Below are 18,076 nucleotides of genomic sequence, written 5' to 3'. Positions count from 1 at the left end.
GTCGAGAACAACCGCTGCGTCAACGCTGCTCGGTCACGGCCTTGACCCGGCGCGTGAACTCGGCCAATTCCGGCAGCCCAGGATCCAACTGGTGCGCCTCGTCCTGCGCGCGTCGTGCAAAGGCGGCGTCTTCCTGTCCCAGGCGTTCGCTGCCCACCGCAACCCAGCGTTGCGCAAGCCGTCGACGCGCGCCGGCCAGTGCATCGCCGTTGGGCGTCAGCGCCTGCCAGGCATCCAGACAGCCGCGCGCGGCACGCAGGCGGTTGTTGCGTAGCTCGTCCTCGAAGCAGCGCTGACTGGCCGGCACCACACGTGCGGCGGCCTGCAGCACGCGTGGATCGCGCGGCGCCAGCGCCTGCGCGGCACGCACCGCGTCGTAGGCACTGGCGCCGGGCGGCGTCATCCACTGCTGCTGCGCTTCGGCAGCTACCACCCGTTGCAGCAGCGCGCGCAGGCGGCGCTCGCGGGTACCGCGCGACAGCCCGGTCTCGGGGCTGCGCTGGGCATCGCGTGCACGCGCAATCGCCTGCTCGGCCTGCGCAATCGCGGCGGCGCCGGGCAGCAAGGTCTTGGCTTCCTGCAGCGACTGCAGCGCGGCGTCGAACTGGAAGTCTGCCGCCTGCCGGCCGGCTTGCGCGGCATATTCGCCTGCCACCTGCTCCAGCCCACGCTGGGCGGCCGCATCCGCCGGCTCGGCTGCCAGCACTGCGGTGAAATCGCGTGCGGCCGGTGCCAGCCGGCCACGCCGCAACAGGCCCTGCGCGCGCTGACGGCGCTGGTCCAGCACACGGTGGTAGTGGCCCTCGGTCAGCGGTACATCGGCATGCCCGGCGTCATAGCGTTTGGCCGCGGCCAGCAGCATCGCCGCATCGGCCAGCGCATCGCGCGCCAGGGCCTGGCGTGCCTGCGCCAGCAGATCGGTCAGGGCGTCCTCGCGCCCTTCCAGCGCATCGGTGCGGTCCGGTGCCAGGGTCAGGATGCGCTGGTACAACGGCAGCGCGCTGTCCGGGCTGCCATCCAGGCGCCCTTGCTGCTGCGCGGACACCGCCTGTGCGAACAAGGCGTCCAACCCGGCCCGACGCGCCTGCAACTGGCGCAGGCGCAGTGCCACCGGTGCGATCTGCGCCTGCGGCACCTCCAGCGCGCCCGCCAGCGTCAGCGCGCGCTGCGCAGCAGCGGCGTCCCCGGCCGCAATCGCCGCGCGCGCCTGCACCACGGCAGCGGCACCGGTGCGCGCCAGGCCGGCGCGGGCTTCGCCACGATCGCTGTCCAGCGCAAGCGCAGCAGCGAACAGTTCGCGCGCGCCGTTGCCATCGGCCGCACTGAGATGGCCACGCGACAGCGCCGCATCGCCCCGCTGCAGCAGTTGCTGGATACGCGTGTCCGGCCACAGCCAATCGGCCAGCGGCTTGCGCAGCACGACCGTGGCCAGCAAGAGACACGCGCACAACGCCAGCACCACGCGCCATAGCGCGCGGCTGCGCAGTGGTGCCCAGAGGCGAGGCGATCTTGCCCAGCGCGGAAGCGGGAGCATGCGGTGGCGTCCGTCCTTGGCGCGACCTGACGGGGACGCGTTCACCCCGTCATGGTAGCTGTCTGCTGCGAAGACGATGTGGGCTTGGGAAGCGGGAAGCGGGAAGCGGCAGGCGGCAGGCGGCAGGCGGGCACAGCTTGCTTGCTGTGGGTGCCGCCTGTTTCAAGGCGATTGGCGCCGGCGGGCTGCGGCGCACTCAACCGAGTCGCCGCACCTCGCTCACCCCAGGCAAGGCATCCAGTTTGCCGAGCAGGCTGGACAGCTGGTCGTAGTCGCTGACCTTCAGGCGCAGGCGCAGTTGCGCCCTGCCGGTGTCGCGCACGTTGTCGCTGTTGATTTCCAGCACGTGCGCGTCCTCCTGCGCGATCAGGTTGGTGATGTCCTTGAGCAGCCAGCGGCGGTCGACCGCGCGCACCTGTACATCCACCTCGTAGCCGCTGCCGGCCTGGCCCCACTCCACCGGCAACACCCGCTGCGGATGCGCCGCGGCCAGACGCGACAGTGCCGCGCAATCGGTGCGGTGCACGGTGATGCCGCGGCCGCGGGTCAGATAGCCGGCGATCGGCTCGCCCGCCACCGGCTGGCAGCAGCGCGCCAGCTGCACCAGCAGATTGCCCACGCCCTGCACGGTGAACTTGGATTTACCCAAGCCCTCGCGGCGCGCGGTGGGCCGTGGCGGCGCCGGCACCGCCGGCTGCGAAGCGGCCCGCTCGGCTTCCAGCAGCGCGCGGCTGACCTGGTTGGGCCCGGTATCGCCCAGCGCCACCTGGATGTAGAGGTCATCGACATTCTCGGCGTGGAACTTGCGCGTGGCCACGCCCAGATCGGCGTGCTGCAGGCCCAGCCGCTTGAGCTCGCGATCGAGCAGGTCCTTGCCGGCCTGTACGTTGCGCGCGCGGTCGAGCTTGTGGAACCACGCGCGCACCTTGTCGCGCGAGCGCCCGCTGGCCAGAAAGCCATTGGACGCCAGCAACCAGTCGCGGCGTGGGTCGGCCTCCTTGGCGGTCATGATCTCCACCCGGTCGCCGCTGCGCAGCCGGTAGGTCAGCGGCACTATGCGGTCGTTGACGCGCGCGCCGCGGCAGCGATGCCCGACCATGGTGTGCACGTGATAGGCGAAATCCAGCGGCGTGGCGCCTTGCGGCAGATCGATGACCTCGCCCTTGGGGGTCAGTGCATACACGCGGTCTTCGATCAGCTCGGCGTCCAGCGCACCGGCCAGTTCGCCGTGGTCGCCTTCCTGCACCTGCTCCAGCAACTGGCGCATCCACAGGATCTTGCGGTCGAAGGCTTTTTCGCCGCCCTTGCCGCCTTCCTTGTATTTCCAGTGCGCGGCCACGCCGAGCTCGGCCTGCGCGTGCATCTCGTGGGTGCGGATCTGGATTTCGATCGTGCGCCCTTCCGGGCCGACCACCGCGGTATGCAGCGAGCGGTAGTCGTTGGCCTTGGGCCGGGCGATGTAATCGTCGAACTCGCTCGGCACCGGTGCCCACAGCGAGTGCACCGCCCCCAGGGCGGCATAGCAGGCGGCCACGTCGTCGACCATCACCCGCACCGCGCGGATGTCGTACAGCTGGTCGAAGGACAGGCGCTTCTTCTGCATCTTTCGCCAGATGCTGTAGATGTGCTTCGGCCGCCCGCTCACCTCCGCGCGCAGGCCCTGCTGGGCCAGCGTCGTCGACAGGGTGCGCTTGACCGCGTCCAGATAGCGCTCGCGCGCCACGCGGGTTTCGTCCACCTCGCGGGCGATGCGGCGGTAGGTGTCCGGCTCCAGATGCCGGAACGCCAGGTCTTCCAGCTCCCACTTCACCTGCCAGATGCCCAGCCGGTTGGCCAGCGGCGCATGGATGTCGCGGGTGAGCTGGGCCAGTGCGCGGCGCTGCTCTTCGCTCAGGCGGTCGGCCACGCGCATGCGCGCCAACTGCCGCGCCAGCAGGATCGGCACCACCCGCAGGTCGTGGATGATGGACAGCAACAGCCGCCGCAGACCTTCGCTGTTGCGCCCGGCCTCGCGACCGGCATGCAGGGCCCAGACCTGGTCGGCCGCATCCAGCCCGTCCAGCAGGCCTTCGACCGCCACCCGGCGCTCGGCCGGCTGCCATGGCAGGCCGGCGATCGCGCCGCGCAATGCCGGCAGGTCGAACAGCAATGCCGCAATCAGGGTGGCCTCATCGGCGGCCAGCAGCGCCAGCGCGTCCAGCGTGTCGGCCAGCAGCGTCCAGGCTACGTCCTCGCTCGGCGCCGGCAACTGCTGCCAGGCCTGCGCCAGGGCATCACGCAGATCCGGCGCGATCGACGCGATGGCGGGACGCTGCAGCAAGGCATGCAGGCGCTCGAGTGAGGAACTGGTCACAGCGGTGGACACGGCGATGGGCAACAACGGGGGGCTGACAGCTACGGTAACGTGCGCGTCACCTTCTCCACAACGCGCAATCGCTGCATCGTCGGCGCGATCCCGCACGCTTGCGCTTATGGTCGGTTCACCCGCCAACGTCTTGATTCGCAACTGCTGTGCGTCGCAAGTGCGGCAACGCTGCAGGCCAATCGGCACGCTCAATCGGGTTTTTACGTGCTTTTTACAACTCGCCCAAACCGCCTGCCTATCCTCCAGTGGCGTTGTCGCTGCGTCCTGCCGCGGCCACGTCATTCCAACCAACTGCGAGGTAGCCGATGAAGACCTGGAAGAAGCCTGTCGTTCGTGAAGTCAATTGTGGCGCCGAGATCAACTGCTACGTCTCCGGCGAATTCTGAGCTCACCTGCCGCCCCTCCTCCCGATGCATGACCGGCACGCGCCGGCAGATAGGTAACAGTTCTCCATGCGCATCATCGTTCTGGGATCGGCGGCCGGCGGTGGGCACCCGCAGTGGAATTGCCACACACCCGCCAGCAGGCGGGCATGGCAACAAGCCGATGGTGCCCAGCGTCGTACCCAGGCCAGCATCGCCGTCAGTGCCGATGGCCAGCGCTGGGTCCTGATCAACGCCTCCCCCGACTTCCGTCAGCAAATCCTTGCAACGCCCGCACTCTGGCCGCAGCGTGACTTGCGGCATTCGCCGATCGAAGCGGTGCTGCTGACCAGCGGCGAGATCGACCATATCGCCGGATTGCTGTCGATGCGCGAGAGCCAGGCGTTCTCGCTGCATGCCAGCAGCCGCGTGCTGGATCTGCTGTCGCAAAACCCCATCTTCGATGCGGTCAATCCCGCCTACGTGCAGCGCCAGCCATTTGCGCTGGACACGCCGGTGTCGCTGCTGGGCCTGCAGCTCACGCCATTCTCGGTACCCGGCAAGGTGCCGCTGTTCATGGAGTCGCGTAGCGGCGGCGACCTGGCCGGCTCCAACGAGGAAACCCTTGGGCTGACCATCGACGATGGCCAGCACCGCGTACATTACATTCCCGGCTGCGCAGCGATGACCGATGCCTTGCGCGCGCGCCTGCAAGGCGCCGAACTGGTGTTCTTCGACGGCACGCTGTGGCGCGACGACGAGATGGTGCAACTGGGCATCAGCCAGAAGACCGGCCAGCGCATGGGCCACATGAGCATCGACGGCCCCGACGGCACGATTGCCGCGTTCGCCCCGCTGGAGGTGGCGCGCAAGATCTTCATCCATCTCAACACCACCAATCCCGTGCTCGACACCCACTCGCCGGAGTACGCCAGCGCGCGTGCCAGCGGCTGGGACGTCGCGCACGACGGCCTGGAGATCACCCTGTGACCACCCTGCTCACCCCGGACCAGCTGGAAGCGGACCTGCGTGCCATCGGCGCCCGCCTGTACCACGACCAGCATCCCTTCCACGCGCTCCTGCACGAGGGCAAACTCGATCGCGGCCAGGTCCAGGCCTGGGCGCTGAACCGCTTCGAATACCAGCGCTGCATTCCATTGAAGGACGCCGCGATCCTGGCGCGCATGGAAGACCCGGCGTTGCGGCGGATCTGGCGGCAACGCATTCTCGATCACGACGGCAACAGCCCCAGCGATGGCGGCATCGCGCGTTGGCTGCACCTGACCGACGCGCTCGGCCTGGAGCGCACGCTGGTGGAATCCGGCCGTGCGCTGCTGCCCGGCACCCGTTTCGCGGTGCAGGCCTACCTGCAGTTCGTGCGCGAAAAAAGCCTGCTCGAGGCGATCGCCTCCTCGCTGACCGAGCTGTTCGCCCCCAACATCATCGGCCGGCGCGTGGCCGGCATGCTCAAGCATTACGACTTCGTCTCGCCCGAAGCGCTGGCCTATTTCGAGCATCGCCTGACCGAGGCGCCACGCGATTCGGATTTTGCGCTGGACTACGTCAAGCAGCACGCCGATACCGTCGAAAAACAGTCCCTGGTCAAGGCCGCGCTGCACTTCAAGTGCTCGGTGCTGTGGGCGCAGCTGGACGCGTTGCACGTGGCCTACGTCGCCCCGGGCATCGTGTGGCCGGATGCGTTCGTGCCCGACCGCGACGCCGGCCGGGCCGCGGCGTGAGCAGCATCACCCGCGACAGCCAGCCGGCCCTGCGCGCAGGCGTGCGCCTGCAGCACGACCGCGCGCGTGACCAATGGGTGCTGCTGGCGCCGGAACGCGTGGTCGAGCTGGACGAGATCGCACTGGTGGTGGCGCAGCGCTACGACGGCACCCGCTCGCTGGCGCAGATCGCGCAGGAACTGGCAGGCGAATTCGATGCTGACGCGGCCGATATCGAGGTCGATGTGATAGAACTCACCGCCACGCTGCACCAGAAGCGTCTGCTGCGGCTATGAGCATCGCCCCGCCGCCACTGTCGGTGCTGCTGGAGCTGACCCATCGCTGCCCGTTGGCCTGCCCGTATTGCTCCAACCCGATCGCGTTGGCGGCGCTGCGCGAGGAAATGGACACCGCCGGCTGGCGCTCGCTGCTGCAGCAGGCTGCCGACATGGGCGTGCTGCAGGCACACTTTTCCGGCGGCGAGCCGATGCTGCGCAAGGACCTGCCCGAGCTGGTGGCGCATGCACGTGCGCTCGGGCTGTACAGCAACCTGATCACCTCCGGCGTGGCCGGCGGCGAGCCGATGCTGGACCAGTTGCAGGCCGCCGGACTGGAGCATGTGCAGCTGAGCGTGCAGGACGTCGACCCGGCCGGTGCCGACCGTATCGCCGGCTATCGCAACAGCCTGGCGAAGAAGCGCGAGTTCGCCGCCGCCGTGCGCGCGCGCGGCCTGCCGCTGACGCTCAATGCGGTACTGCATCGCCATAACGCCGAGCGCGTGCCCGGCATGATCGCGCTGGCGCTGGAATGGCAGGCCGAACGCATCGAAGTGGCGCACACCCAGTACTACGGCTGGGGCCTGCGCAATCGCGCCGCGCTGATGCCCAGCCGCGAGCAGCTGATGGCCACGATTGACGCGGTGGAAACCGCCCGCCGCGAGCTCGGCGACCGCCTGGCGATCGACTTCGTCACCCCCGATTACTACGCCCGCCAGCCCAAGCCGTGCATGGGTGGCTGGGGCCAGCGCTTCGTCAATATCTCCCCGCGTGGCGATGTGCTGCCCTGCCATGCGGCCGAGACCATCGACGGCATGCGCTTTGACAACCTGCGCGAGCGGTCGCTGGCCGACATCTGGAACAACGGCGAGGCCTTCGTGCGCTTCCGCGGCACCGCCTGGATGCCGGAGGTCTGCCAGGGCTGCCCCAAGCGCGAGATCGACTGGGGCGGCTGCCGCTGCCAGGCGCTGGCGCTCAGTGGCGATGCCGCCACGCTGGACCCGGTCTGCGAACGCTCGCCGCGGCACACCGAGGTGCGCGCTACCGCCGAACGCGAGGCCGCCGCCCCGCCGCCGGAGTTCGTCTACCGCCGCCCCGGACGCGCGGCATCGGCCAGCACAGAGGCACGAGCCGCCGACGCGCCATAGCCGGCTGCGTCATGCGCGGGCTAGCGTCTACACTAGCCGCCTCTTCTGATCGGATGGCATCCATGTCGCTCGCACGCCGCATTCCCTTGCTGGTCTGCCTGACCCTCGCCCTGAACGCCGCTCCGGCCCTCGCGCAGCGCGCGGTGCAGGGCGACCTGCAGTCGCAGATGAGCGCCGAACAGTTCAAGGCCGCCGGCCTGGACAAGCTCGATGCCGGAGAACTGGCCGCGCTCAACGACTGGCTGCAGGGCAAGGTCGCCAAGGAAGCCGCGGTCGTGGTCGAACAGGCCAAGGAAGCCGGCCGCCAGGAAGTGATCGTCAAGAACCGCGGCTTCTTCGATTTCGGCAGCAACGAGCCGATCGAGAGCAACATCGTCGGCGAGTTCAAGGGCTTTTCGAAGGGGCGCGTGTACACCCTGGCCAATGGCCAGGACTGGGAGCAGACCGACGCTGCGACGTTGTCGGGCGTGCGCAAGGCGTCACCCAAGGTCAAGATCAAGCCGGGTCTGGTCGGCGTGTGGTATCTGCAGATCGAGGGCTACAACACGCAGGCCAAGGTGCGCCGGGTCAAGTAAGCGCGTCCAGGCATTGCCGGCCCGCCACCGCAGATTGAGCAGGCGACGGAGAACACGCATGCGTTGGATGCCATGTTGCAGCCTGGCATTGCTGGCGTCGCTGGCCTGGTTCGCAGGCGTTGCGCCTGCCGATGCGGCCACTGCGCCCACCCTGTCAGCGCAGCAGTGCGCCGATGCGCCCGAGGTCGGCATCGACCAGGCGCTGGTGTGCTATCACGATGCCATCGAGCGCCAACCGCTGGTCTACCGGCGCGTGGCCACCCGCACGGTGGACGGTGTCGAAAGGCGCGATTACCTGCTGACCTCGCAGCAGTGGTCGCCGGAGGAGCTGGTGCAGCCGGCCAGCTGGCAGCACGATGTGGCGATCTACGTCCCGGCAGATGCGTTGCCGACGCGTGCGCTGCTGATCTCCACCAATGGCACCCGCCAACCGGCCGATGGCGGCGCGCCACAACCGTCCAGCGAATTGCCACCCGAGGCCCTGGCCGCATTGGCGCGGCGCAGCCGCACCGTGGTGATCGCGCTCGGCGATCTGCCCAGCCAGGCACTGACCTACCGCAACGATGGCACGCCGCGCCGCGAGGACGACAGCGTCGCCTACAGCTGGTCGCTGTTCCTGGCGTCGCCGCAACGACGCAAGACCATGCCGCTGCACGTACCAATGGCCGCGGCGATCGCGCGCACCATGAGCCTGGCCGAACGCGAATTGGCGCCGTTGCAGATTCATCGCTTCATCCTCGCCGGCGCCTCCAAACGTGGCTGGGCGAGCTGGCACGCCACCATCGCCGATGCGCGCGTGGAGGCTGTGGTGCCGTTCGTGATCGACATCCTCAATCTGCCGGCCGTGCTCGATCACATGTCCCGGGCCTATGGCGGCAACTGGCCGATCGCATTCGGCGCCTACGCCAGGCAGGGAATCACCGCGCAGCTGCACACGCCGGCATTTGCGCAGCTGGTGCAACTGCAGGACCCGCTGAGTTATCTGCACACGCCGCAGCGCAAACGCCTGGCCGTGCCCAAGTACATCGTCAATGCCAGCGGCGACGATTTCTTCCTGCCGGACAACACGCAGTTCTTCTACGACGCGCTGCCCGGCAGCAAGGCGCTGCGCATGGTGCCCAACAGCGCGCATAGCGGCATCCGCGCCTCCATCGTCGACAGCCTGGTGCCCTTCGTGACCCGGCTGCAGCAGCAGCGTGCATTGCCAAAGGTGCGCGATTCCCTGCACACAGGCGAACACCCGCAGATCCGCTTCCAGTCGTCCGAGCGCCCTGCGCAGTTGCGTCTGTGGCAGGCGCGCAATCCGGCGGCGCGCGATTTCCGCTATGCCTGCGGCATTCGTTACAGCGCCACGCCGATCGCGCCTGCACGCGGCAACACGGCATCGGTACCAGTGCAGATTCCCGATGCCGGCTGGAGCGCGTACTTCGTCGAGGCCACCTACGCGGACGGCTTCGTCGCCACCAGCCAGACCTACGTGCTCGGCAAGCAGCGTTACCCGACGCAGGCGCCACCCAGCGACGGCGCGGCCTGCAGCACCTTGCCGGGCGCTGTCTCTGCGGCGGCTGCGCGCTGAGCTGGCGACTGCGCGGAGCACTGACGTAACCAGACCTGGCGGTAGCGACCGCCGAATCCAGTGTCGATGTCGCGAGGGCGATGTCAGCACCGCTCAGTGTCCAGACGGCGACAACAGACGCGACCGTTGCGACAGCGCGTGCGCACGCTTCCGCACTGCGCAATCACGCCCATGCAGACAGCCCTGAAACGGGCGATTTTGCACTTGAGTCCGCCAGCAAGATCGATCCAACCCGACTGAACCATTGACATCGTTGTCACCAACTTCTACACAGGCCGCTACTCGCCGATCGCATTGGCCGCTCGGACGACTCCAAAGGACTGCACGTGGCTGCGACTTCGCGTTCTGCTCTCGCTTCTGGCTTGCCCACAGCACCAGTTGCCACCGGCTTCATCGCGGCCGATGTGGGTGGCACGCATGTGCGGGTCGGCCATATCGCGCGGGCAGGTACCGCTGCGACCAAGTTGTCGCATTACCGCACCTACCGCTGCGCCGAACACGCCAGTCTGGACGCCATCCTTGCCGACTTCCTGCAGCCACGGCACGACGTCGAGGCGGTGGTGATCGCCAGTGCCGGGGTGGCGCTGGACGATGGCAGCTTCATCAGCAACAACCTGCCGTGGACGATTTCGCCTGGCCGCATTCGCGCCGCGCTTGCCGTGCCCAGCGTGCACCTGGTCAACGATTTCGAAGCGGTGGCTTACGCCGCACCGCTGATGGAACAACGTGCCGCGCTGCAACTGAGTGGGCCGACGCCGCGGCATGCACGCGCCAGCGGCCCCATCCTGGTGGTCGGCCCAGGCACCGGGCTGGGTGCGGCGGTCTGGATCGATGCCAGGCCACGCGCGATCGTGCTCGCCACCGAGGCCGGCCAGGTCGCCCTGGCCAGCAACGACGAGATGGAACTGCAGGCGCTGCGGATCCTGCTGCGTGGCGAGCGCTATCTGCCGCTGGAACATGTGCTGTCCGGGCCAGGCCTGCTGCATCTGTACAACGCCCTGTGCGAACTGCAGGGCGCCACGCCCCGCCATCGGCTGCCGGCCGCGATCACGCATGCCGCGCTGCACGAAGACGATGCATTGGCACGCGATTGCCTGCAGGTCTTTTGCGCCATCTTGGGCAGCGCGGTCGGCGACATGGCGCTGGCCTACGGCGCCGCCGGCGGCATCTATCTGGCCGGCGGCTTTTTGCCGACGATCGGGCCGTTCCTGCAGAACAGCCGTTTTCGCGAGCGTTTTCTGGCCAAAGGACGCATGCGCGCGGTACTCGAACGCATTCCGGTCAAGCTGGTCGAGCACGGGCAACTGGGCGTGCTCGGCGCGGCCAACTGGTATCTGCAACACCACGCTGACCTGACGTAAGCGATCCACCACGCGCCCGGTCCCGAGCGCGCGTCTGCAAGACCCCGCATCCGGCGAGCAGCAGCCCGCCGTCCATCCCCGTGCGTGATGAGGAGAGACATCATGAAATACAGCACCACCCTGCTGTCCAGCGCGATCGCGTTGTCGCTGGCATTCGCCGCCCAAGCCCAGGACGCAGCCGACCAGGCCACCGATCTGGATGCCGTGCAGGTGGTCGGCATCCGTGCCAGCCTGGAAAAATCGCTCGATACCAAACGCAACAACGCCGGCATTTCCGAAGCCATCACCGCCGAAGACATCGGCAAGTTTCCAAGCACCAACGTGGCCGAGGCGCTGTCGCAGATTCCCGGCGTCACCCTGGACCGGCGCTTTGGCCAGGGCGAGCGGGTCAGCATCGACGGCACCGACCCCAGCCTCAATCTGTCCTTCCTGGACGGCCACCCGGTGGCGCAGGCGATCTGGCTCTACGGCGAACAACCCAGCCGCGGATTCGACTACACCTTGCTGGCGCCGCAGATCCTGGGCCGCGCGGAAATCCTCAAATCCTCCGAAGCGCGCCTGACCGAAGGCAGCCTGGGCGGCACCGTGTTGATGCACACCCGGCAACCGCTGGACCTGGACGTCAACGAGGTGGCCGCCTCCATCGGCTACAGCTACAGCGCGCAGGCCAGCGAGGGCAAGCCGAACGCGGCACTGCTGTATAGCTGGAAGAACGCGGCCGACACCTTCGGCATCGCGGTGTCGGCGCAGCATTACGAAGAACGCGTCGATCGTCGCGGTATGGAAGTGTTCGGCTATGCGCCAGCCAGTACCTTCGCCAATGCCGCAGGCGGCGTGCCCGCCGATGCGGACGTGCCCAACTCCATCAACGCGGCCTGGTTCCAGCAGGATCGCGAGCGCGACAGCGCCGTGGTCAATCTGCAGCTCAAGCCCAGCGAGGCGCTGGAATTCAACCTCAGCGGCCTGTACATCAACGAGAACTTCGACAACTACAACCAGTCGATGTACAGCTTTTTGACCTGGAATGCCGGCACGGTGGCGGCGGTGAACCAACTCGGCGGCCTGCGCAATGGCGTGGTGACCAGCGGGCATTCCGGCGCCAATGCCGACCCGCTCGGCGGCACCGTGATCTACGACAACAACGTGCGCGAATCGGAAGTCACCACCAAGGGCCTGGACTTGCGCGGCGCATTCCGCGGCGATGGCTGGGGATTGAATGGGCAGGTGGGCCAAAGCAGATCCGAGAACAAGGACCTGTCGCAGTATTTCATCGAGCCGTTCTACAACGGCGGCTTCAGCTGGGACACGCGGCGCGGCATCCGTTTCGACGATCCGGCGCGCGCGCGCGATCCGGCCAACTGGGGCTCGGCTGGCGGCTGGTTCGGCAATAACGGCATCTTTTCCACCGAAAGCAAGGACACCTACGGCCAACTCGATCTGAATCTGCAGTTCGACAGCGTGTTCAACCAACTGCTGCTGGGCGTGCGCCATGGCAAGCATGAGGAGCGCTTCGAGCTCAACGTCTATGGCGGCGTGACGCCGGGCACGCTGGCCGACGTGGGCACCATCGGGCTGACCGATCTGCAGGATTTCTATCCGGACCACGGCCGGCATGTGCAGGCAGGCCGCAACAATGTGCTGAACTGGATCCGCAACAGCCCGGTCGACTACGGCGCGCCGGATCCGGCCAGCTACCTCAACAACACCTGGGCGCTGCAGCAGACCAATAACGCCGCCTATGCCCAGTTGAACTTCTCCGGCGGCGGCCTGCGCGGCAATCTCGGGCTGCGTTATGTCGATTCGAAAACCGAGGGCAGCGGCTTCGTCTACAGCGGCACGCCCACACTGCAGAACGCCGACAGCCTGTGGCAGACCCGCACGCGCAAGGAGGATTTCCTGCTGCCCTCGCTCACGCTGTCCTACGAGGCCGCTGACGATTGGGTATTCCGTTTTGCCGCAGCCAAGGTGATCGCCTGGGCACCGTACAACCAGATGGTCAACAACACCTTCCTCAACGACACCACGCTGACCGGCAGCGGCGGCAATGCCGAGCTATCGCCGTACGAATCCTGGAACTTCAACCTGTCGGCCGAGTATTACTTCGCGCAGCAGTCGGTGGTGGCGTGGTCGCTGTTCTACAAGAAGATCGACAACTACATCGACACCAGCGCCAGCGTGGAGCGCCAGTACAACGCGCTGCGCGATACCGCGCCGCAGAGCTGGGCGCAGTTGCTCGGCAGCAACGGCTGCAGCGCCGATGGCTATTGCGATTACAGCATCCAGCGGCCACGCAATGCCGGCGATGGCAAGGTCAAGGGCTTCAACATCGCGTTCCAGCAGCCGTTCGGCGACAGCGGCTTTGGTTTGACCGCCAACTACACCTACGCCAATGGCGAAAACAACACCGGCGATGCCCTGCCCTACCAGTCGCGCAACAGCGTTGCAGTCAGCCCGTACTACGAAAAAGGCCCGCTCAACGCACGGCTGACCTACAACTGGCGCGACAGCTATCTGGCCGGCGGTTACGTGGCCGGCGCCGCGCCGGCAAGCGTGGATGACTACGCCGAACTCGGCGCGAGCATCGGCTATGCGTTCAGCCCGAACTGGTCGCTGCAGATCGACGCGCAGAACCTGCTGGACGAGCAATACCTGCAGTATCTCGGCGACACCGACCATCTGGCCGGCCGCTACAGGAGCGGGCGCCGCTACATGGCGAGCCTGCACATGAAGTTCTGACAGCGGCTGGCAACCGGACGGCGCGCACCGCCAGGCGGTGCGGCCAATGTCCGGAACCGGCATGTACCGGGCGTACACGCCGGTTCCGCGCATCGTCCACGCCCAGCTGACCACTGCGCGCTGGGTCGCGTTCACCGCTCAAGGCGCAGTGCTTGGCCTGAGTGACCAGTCGGTGGCAGGAGCAGCGCCTCCGACACAACGCGATGGCGATGGCGGCAAGCCGTCGTCACCAGCGCCTCCGGCTCCAGTCAGTTGCGCAACGCGGCCACCCGCTGTGACAGCTTCTTCGCCGACACGCCCGACTTGGCACCCAGCTCCTGCGCGAATACCGATACGCGCAATTCCTCCAGGTCCCAGCGCAGCGACTGCCATTCATCACGTTGCTGCAGACCGCGCGCAGCCGCCTGGTCCAATGCGTCCACGAACGGCTTGAGTTCGAGCATGCGCGCCTGGTCGCGGGCCGGGTCGCGTTTGGCGCGCTCGGTTCGCAGGATCATCGCCTTGAGATAGCGCGGGTAATTGGCCAGCGCCTCGGCGGGTGTCTCGCGCAGGAAGCCGGCGTGCACCAGCGCGCGCAGCTGCTGCTCCATATCGTCCAGGTTGCCGCGCGCCCAGCCCATCAACGGCGCTTCCAGCAGGGGCTTGAGCTCGGCCACCGCAGCGAGAATGCTTTCGGCCAGCTTCAGCCGGTCCATCGCCTCGCCGAACAGGCGCTTGATCGCCTCGTCGCGGCGCTGCGCAAAGGCGCTGGGGTCGCGGATCGCGCCCAGACCATCGGCCAGCACCGCGTTGAGCGCGGCATCGACCAGATCGCCGCGCAGGCGCTCCTGCGACTCGATCGCCGCGTACAGCAGCCCGGTCTTGGGCGACACCGGCAACTGCTTGCGCGCCTGCTTGATCTTGTCGGCCAGCGCGATTTCCAGCAGCCGGCGCACGCCGCGCGGATGCGCCTGCGCCGCCTCGTTGCGGTCGGCAAAGATGCGCAACGCCGCGTCGTCGCCCTGATCCACCAGCGCCGGATAGGCCGGCACGCCGGCTTCGCCGGCAACCTGTTCGGGAATCGGCGTGGACGGAAAATCGCGCAAGCCCTCGGCAGCCAGCGCGCGCCCTGCACGCGCGGCGAAGGCCTGGCCGGCACGCTCGCCAAAGCGGGCGCGCAATCCATCCAGATCGCGCGACTCGGCCAGCACCTTGCCGTCGTCATCGCGCAGGCGCAGGTTCATCAGCAGATGCGTGTCCAGCGACTCTTCGTCGAAATCCAACGCCGCCACCTGCGTACCGGTGGTCTTGGTCAGAAAGCGCGACAGCTCGCCGCGGATGTCGTCGGCCGAGGCGATGCTGTAGGCCTCGTAGAACGCGCGCCCGAAATCCGGGGCCGGCACATAGTTGCGCCGCTGCGCCTTGGGCAGGCTGCGAATCAAGGCCGATGCCTTGTCGGCAACGAAGCCCGGCGCCAGCCACGACAGCCGTGCCGGATCCAGCGCGTTGAGCAGGTGTAGTGGCACGTCCAGCGTCACGCCGTCATCGATGGCGCCCGGCTCGAAGCGGTAATGCAGTGGCAACCGCGCATCGCCCAGCGGGAAATACTTCGGGAAACGATCGGCCTCGCTGCCTTCGCCCGGCAACAGATCGTTCAATGTCCAGTGCAGGCTGCGGCGCTTGTCCGGCGGCAGGGTTTTCCACCACGCATCCAGCCCGCTGGCCGAATGCAGTTCGGCCGGGATGCGGTCCAGATACCAGCGCGCCTGCCAGTCCTCGTCGGCCACGATGCCGGCCCGGCGCAGCTTGGCTTCTTCTTCGCGCGCCTGTTCCAGCACCTTGAGGTTGTCGGCGATGAATGCCGCACGCGTGTTGATCTCGCCCGTGACCAGGCCCTGGCGTACGAACAGGTCATGCGCGCCGGCCGGATCGATCTTGCCGAAATGGACCGGCTTCTTCGGTGCCAGCACCAGGCCGAACAGGCTGATCTGTTCGGACGCCACCACCTGCCCCTGCGCACGCGACCAATGCGGGTCGAAGTGCTTGCGTGCCAGCAGATGTCCCAGCTCGGCGATCGCCCAGTCCGGCTCGATCGCGGCATTGGTCATGCCCCAGACTTTTTGCGTGTCCAGCAGCGTGGCCGCGAGAATCCACGGCGGCGGCTTGCGTGCCAGTGCCGAGCCGGGGAACGGCACGAACCGGCGTTGCCGCGCGGCGAGAAAGTCGCCTTTTTCGGTGCGATGGCCGATCTGCGTGGGCAGGCCGGCCAGCAGCGCGCGATGCAAGGCCTGATACGCCGCTGCACGCTCGCGCTCGCTGGTGCGTGCCGCCGCTTCGGCCGCTTCGGCCTGCCTGGCGGCAGCAGCAGAGGCGTGTTGTGCAGGTGGCGCGTTCGGATCCGGCTTGCCTTCGCGCGCCAGCCGCGCAGCGCGATGCAGCTGCCCGCGCGTGGGCCGGTTGGCGTTGTGCCCATCCTCGCGCGCAGGCGCGCTGGCACCGGCCAGCAATGGCGCCAGCATCGCGGTGGCCGGCTCTTCGCTCCAACCCAGCTCTTCGCACAACAGGCGCAGCTGCCGATGCAGCTCGCGCCATTCGCGCATGCGCAGGAAGCCGAGAAAATGCCGGTTGCACCAGTCGCGCAGCTTGGACTGGGTGAGATCTTCGTGCACCTGTCGGTAGGCCTCCCACAAGCGCAGGATGCCGACGAATTCCGAGCGTGCATCGGCAAACAACGCATGCGCGTTGTCGGCCGCTTCGCGTGCCTCGGGCGGGCGCTCGCGTGGATCCTGGATGCCCAGGAAGGCGGCGATGATGATCATCTCGCGCAGGCAACCATGCTGTTGCGCAGCCACCAGCATGCGCGCCAGCTTGACGTCCACCGGCAGGCGCGCCATCTGGCGGCCGGTCGCGGTCAGGCGGCGGTTGCCGTCGATCGCGCCCAGCTCCAGCAGCTGCTGCCAGCCATCGGCGACCGCGCGCTCGTCCGGCGCTTCCAGGAACGGGAAATCCTCGATCCGCCCCAGCCCCAGTTGCAGCATGCGCAGGATCACGCCCGACAGCGACGAGCGGCGGATTTCCGGATCAGTGAATGCCGGCCGCGCGGCAAAGTCCGCTTCGGCATACAGGCGGTAACAGATGCCCTCGGCAATGCGCCCGCAGCGGCCCATGCGCTGGTTGGCGCTGGCCTGGGAGATCGGCTCGATATGCAGCCGGTCCAGCTTCTGGCGCGGGCTGTAGCGCTTGATCCGCGCAAAACCCGGGTCCACCACGTAACGGATGCGCGGCACCGTCAGCGAGGTCTCGGCCACATTGGTGGCTAGCACCAGGCGCCGACGCGGCCCCGGGTTGAACACGCGGTCCTGGTCGGCCGCCGACAGCCGCGCGTACAGCGGCACCACTTCGGTTTCGCGGTACTTGCGCCGTTCCAGCGACTGGTGCGCATCGCGGATCTCGCGCTCGCCGGGCAGGAACATCAGCACATCGCCACGCGGATCGATGCGGGTGATCTCGTCGATCGCCGCCACGATCGCATCGTTGACGGTGCGTTCGCCATCGCGGCCATTGCCACGCTCGCCGTCGCCAGTGTCGTCGGCCCCGCCGGCCTCGCCTTCGAGTGGCCGGTAACGCACTTCGACCGGGAAGGTGCGGCCTTCCACATTGATCACCGGCGCATTGTCGAAATGCTGGGCGAAGCGCTCGGTATCGATGGTGGCCGAGGTGACGATCAACTTGAGATCGGAGCGTTTTTGCAGCAACTGCTTGAGATAGCCGAGCAAAAAATCGATGTTGAGGCTGCGTTCGTGCGCTTCGTCCACGATGATGGTGTCGTAGGCCGACAACCAGCGGTCGCTGGCGATCTCGGCCAGCAGGATGCCGTCGGTCATGAACTTGATCCGCGACTGCTCGCCGACCCGGTCGGTGAAGCGCACCTGGAAGCCCACCGTGGTGCCCAACGGCGTCTTCAGCTCCTCGGCCACCCGCGCCGCCACCGCGCGCGCGGCGATCCGGCGTGGCTGGGTGCAGCCGATCATGCCGGCCGCACCACGCCCGGCCGCCAGGCACAGCTTGGGCAGCTGGGTGGTCTTGCCCGAGCCGGTTTCGCCGGCGATGACAACCACTTGATGGTCACGGATCAGCGCGATGATGCGCTCAGCCTCGCGCGCGATCGGCAGTTGCTGATCCAGCGTGATGGCCGGCTGCTGCTCGGCGCGCGCCTGGCGTTGCGCCTGCGACGCCGCCAGCGCCTGCTCGAACGCCGCGCGCACCTGCGGGTTGCCGGGCTTGCCTTGCCAGCGCGACCATAGACCGAGCAGCCGGCCCCTGTCGCGGCTCATCGCGCCATCGACGGCGCGGCGGCGCTCACGCAAGGTGTTGGCAAGGTCGGTGTCGATAGCGCTCATTGATGGAAAAATGTGAAAGATTGAATGACAACAGATCCTTTAGCCTG

The 18,076-nt window shown here is 67.7% G+C and carries 12 protein-coding genes and 1 other RNA gene; 10 read left to right on the top strand and 3 right to left on the bottom strand.

Translation table 11 applies throughout. From position 1 onward, the window contains the following. Nucleotides 1–19: 19 nt before the first annotated feature. Both ABQ137_RS11595 and ABQ137_RS11590 read right to left on the bottom strand, forming a co-directional pair. Nucleotides 20–1,534, bottom strand: a complete 1,515-nt coding sequence (locus ABQ137_RS11595; RefSeq protein ID WP_104553569.1) for a hypothetical protein — start codon at nucleotides 1,532–1,534, stop codon at nucleotides 20–22. A gap of 196 nt (nucleotides 1,535–1,730) precedes the next feature. Continuing rightward, nucleotides 1,731–3,914, bottom strand: coding sequence for a RelA/SpoT family protein (locus ABQ137_RS11590; protein WP_349782536.1), 2,184 nt, complete (start codon nucleotides 3,912–3,914; stop codon nucleotides 1,731–1,733). Between the two features lie 290 nt (nucleotides 3,915–4,204). Between ABQ137_RS11590 and pqqA the strand changes: the two genes are divergently transcribed. The 10 genes from pqqA to ABQ137_RS11540 all read left to right on the top strand — a co-directional run bounded on the left by pqqA (nucleotide 4,205) and on the right by ABQ137_RS11540 (nucleotide 13,786). Beyond that, entirely contained in the window at nucleotides 4,205–4,285 is an 81-nt protein-coding gene (gene pqqA, locus ABQ137_RS11585) for a pyrroloquinoline quinone precursor peptide PqqA (protein WP_002812057.1), read from the top strand. A gap of 66 nt (nucleotides 4,286–4,351) precedes the next feature. Continuing rightward, the gene (gene pqqB / locus ABQ137_RS11580; RefSeq protein WP_115042428.1) at nucleotides 4,352–5,251 is read left to right on the top strand and encodes a pyrroloquinoline quinone biosynthesis protein PqqB; all 900 of its coding nucleotides are present in this window, start codon (nucleotides 4,352–4,354) and stop codon (nucleotides 5,249–5,251) included. Beyond that, nucleotides 5,248–6,000: a pyrroloquinoline-quinone synthase PqqC gene (gene pqqC / locus ABQ137_RS11575; protein ID WP_102251493.1), complete on the top strand. Its 753-nt coding sequence runs from the start codon at nucleotides 5,248–5,250 to the stop codon at nucleotides 5,998–6,000. The genes pqqB and pqqC overlap by 4 nt, the downstream gene beginning before the upstream one ends. After that, entirely contained in the window at nucleotides 5,997–6,275 is a 279-nt protein-coding gene (pqqD, locus tag ABQ137_RS11570; RefSeq protein WP_047129146.1) for a pyrroloquinoline quinone biosynthesis peptide chaperone PqqD, read from the top strand. Before pqqC ends, pqqD begins: the two co-directional genes overlap by 4 nt. Continuing rightward, the gene (pqqE, locus tag ABQ137_RS11565; protein ID WP_104568118.1) at nucleotides 6,272–7,402 is read left to right on the top strand and encodes a pyrroloquinoline quinone biosynthesis protein PqqE; all 1,131 of its coding nucleotides are present in this window, start codon (nucleotides 6,272–6,274) and stop codon (nucleotides 7,400–7,402) included. Before pqqD ends, pqqE begins: the two co-directional genes overlap by 4 nt. A gap of 62 nt (nucleotides 7,403–7,464) precedes the next feature. Next, the gene (locus ABQ137_RS11560) at nucleotides 7,465–7,977 is read left to right on the top strand and encodes a hypothetical protein (RefSeq protein ID WP_054591015.1); all 513 of its coding nucleotides are present in this window, start codon (nucleotides 7,465–7,467) and stop codon (nucleotides 7,975–7,977) included. Nucleotides 7,978–8,035: 58 nt separating this feature from the next. Continuing rightward, nucleotides 8,036–9,553, top strand: coding sequence for a PhoPQ-activated pathogenicity-related family protein (locus ABQ137_RS11555; protein WP_349782533.1), 1,518 nt, complete (start codon nucleotides 8,036–8,038; stop codon nucleotides 9,551–9,553). A gap of 326 nt (nucleotides 9,554–9,879) precedes the next feature. Then, nucleotides 9,880–10,914: a glucokinase family protein gene (locus ABQ137_RS11550; RefSeq protein ID WP_349782531.1), complete on the top strand. Its 1,035-nt coding sequence runs from the start codon at nucleotides 9,880–9,882 to the stop codon at nucleotides 10,912–10,914. Between the two features lie 102 nt (nucleotides 10,915–11,016). Beyond that, nucleotides 11,017–13,650: a TonB-dependent receptor gene (locus ABQ137_RS11545; RefSeq protein ID WP_102251489.1), complete on the top strand. Its 2,634-nt coding sequence runs from the start codon at nucleotides 11,017–11,019 to the stop codon at nucleotides 13,648–13,650. Between the two features lie 61 nt (nucleotides 13,651–13,711). Continuing rightward, a non-coding RNA gene (locus ABQ137_RS11540) (sX9 sRNA) lies at nucleotides 13,712–13,786 on the top strand. Between the two features lie 112 nt (nucleotides 13,787–13,898). Here ABQ137_RS11540 and hrpA read toward each other — a convergent pair. Beyond that, entirely contained in the window at nucleotides 13,899–18,029 is a 4,131-nt protein-coding gene (hrpA, locus tag ABQ137_RS11535; RefSeq protein ID WP_349782528.1) for an ATP-dependent RNA helicase HrpA, read from the bottom strand. Nucleotides 18,030–18,076: the final 47 nt, after the last annotated feature.

Origin of the sequence: Xanthomonas sp. WHRI 8393 (assembly GCF_040203315.1) — a bacterium.
GTDB classification, from domain to species: Bacteria; Pseudomonadota; Gammaproteobacteria; order Xanthomonadales; family Xanthomonadaceae; genus Xanthomonas; species Xanthomonas arboricola.
This window is presented reverse-complemented; position numbering and strand designations above follow the sequence as displayed.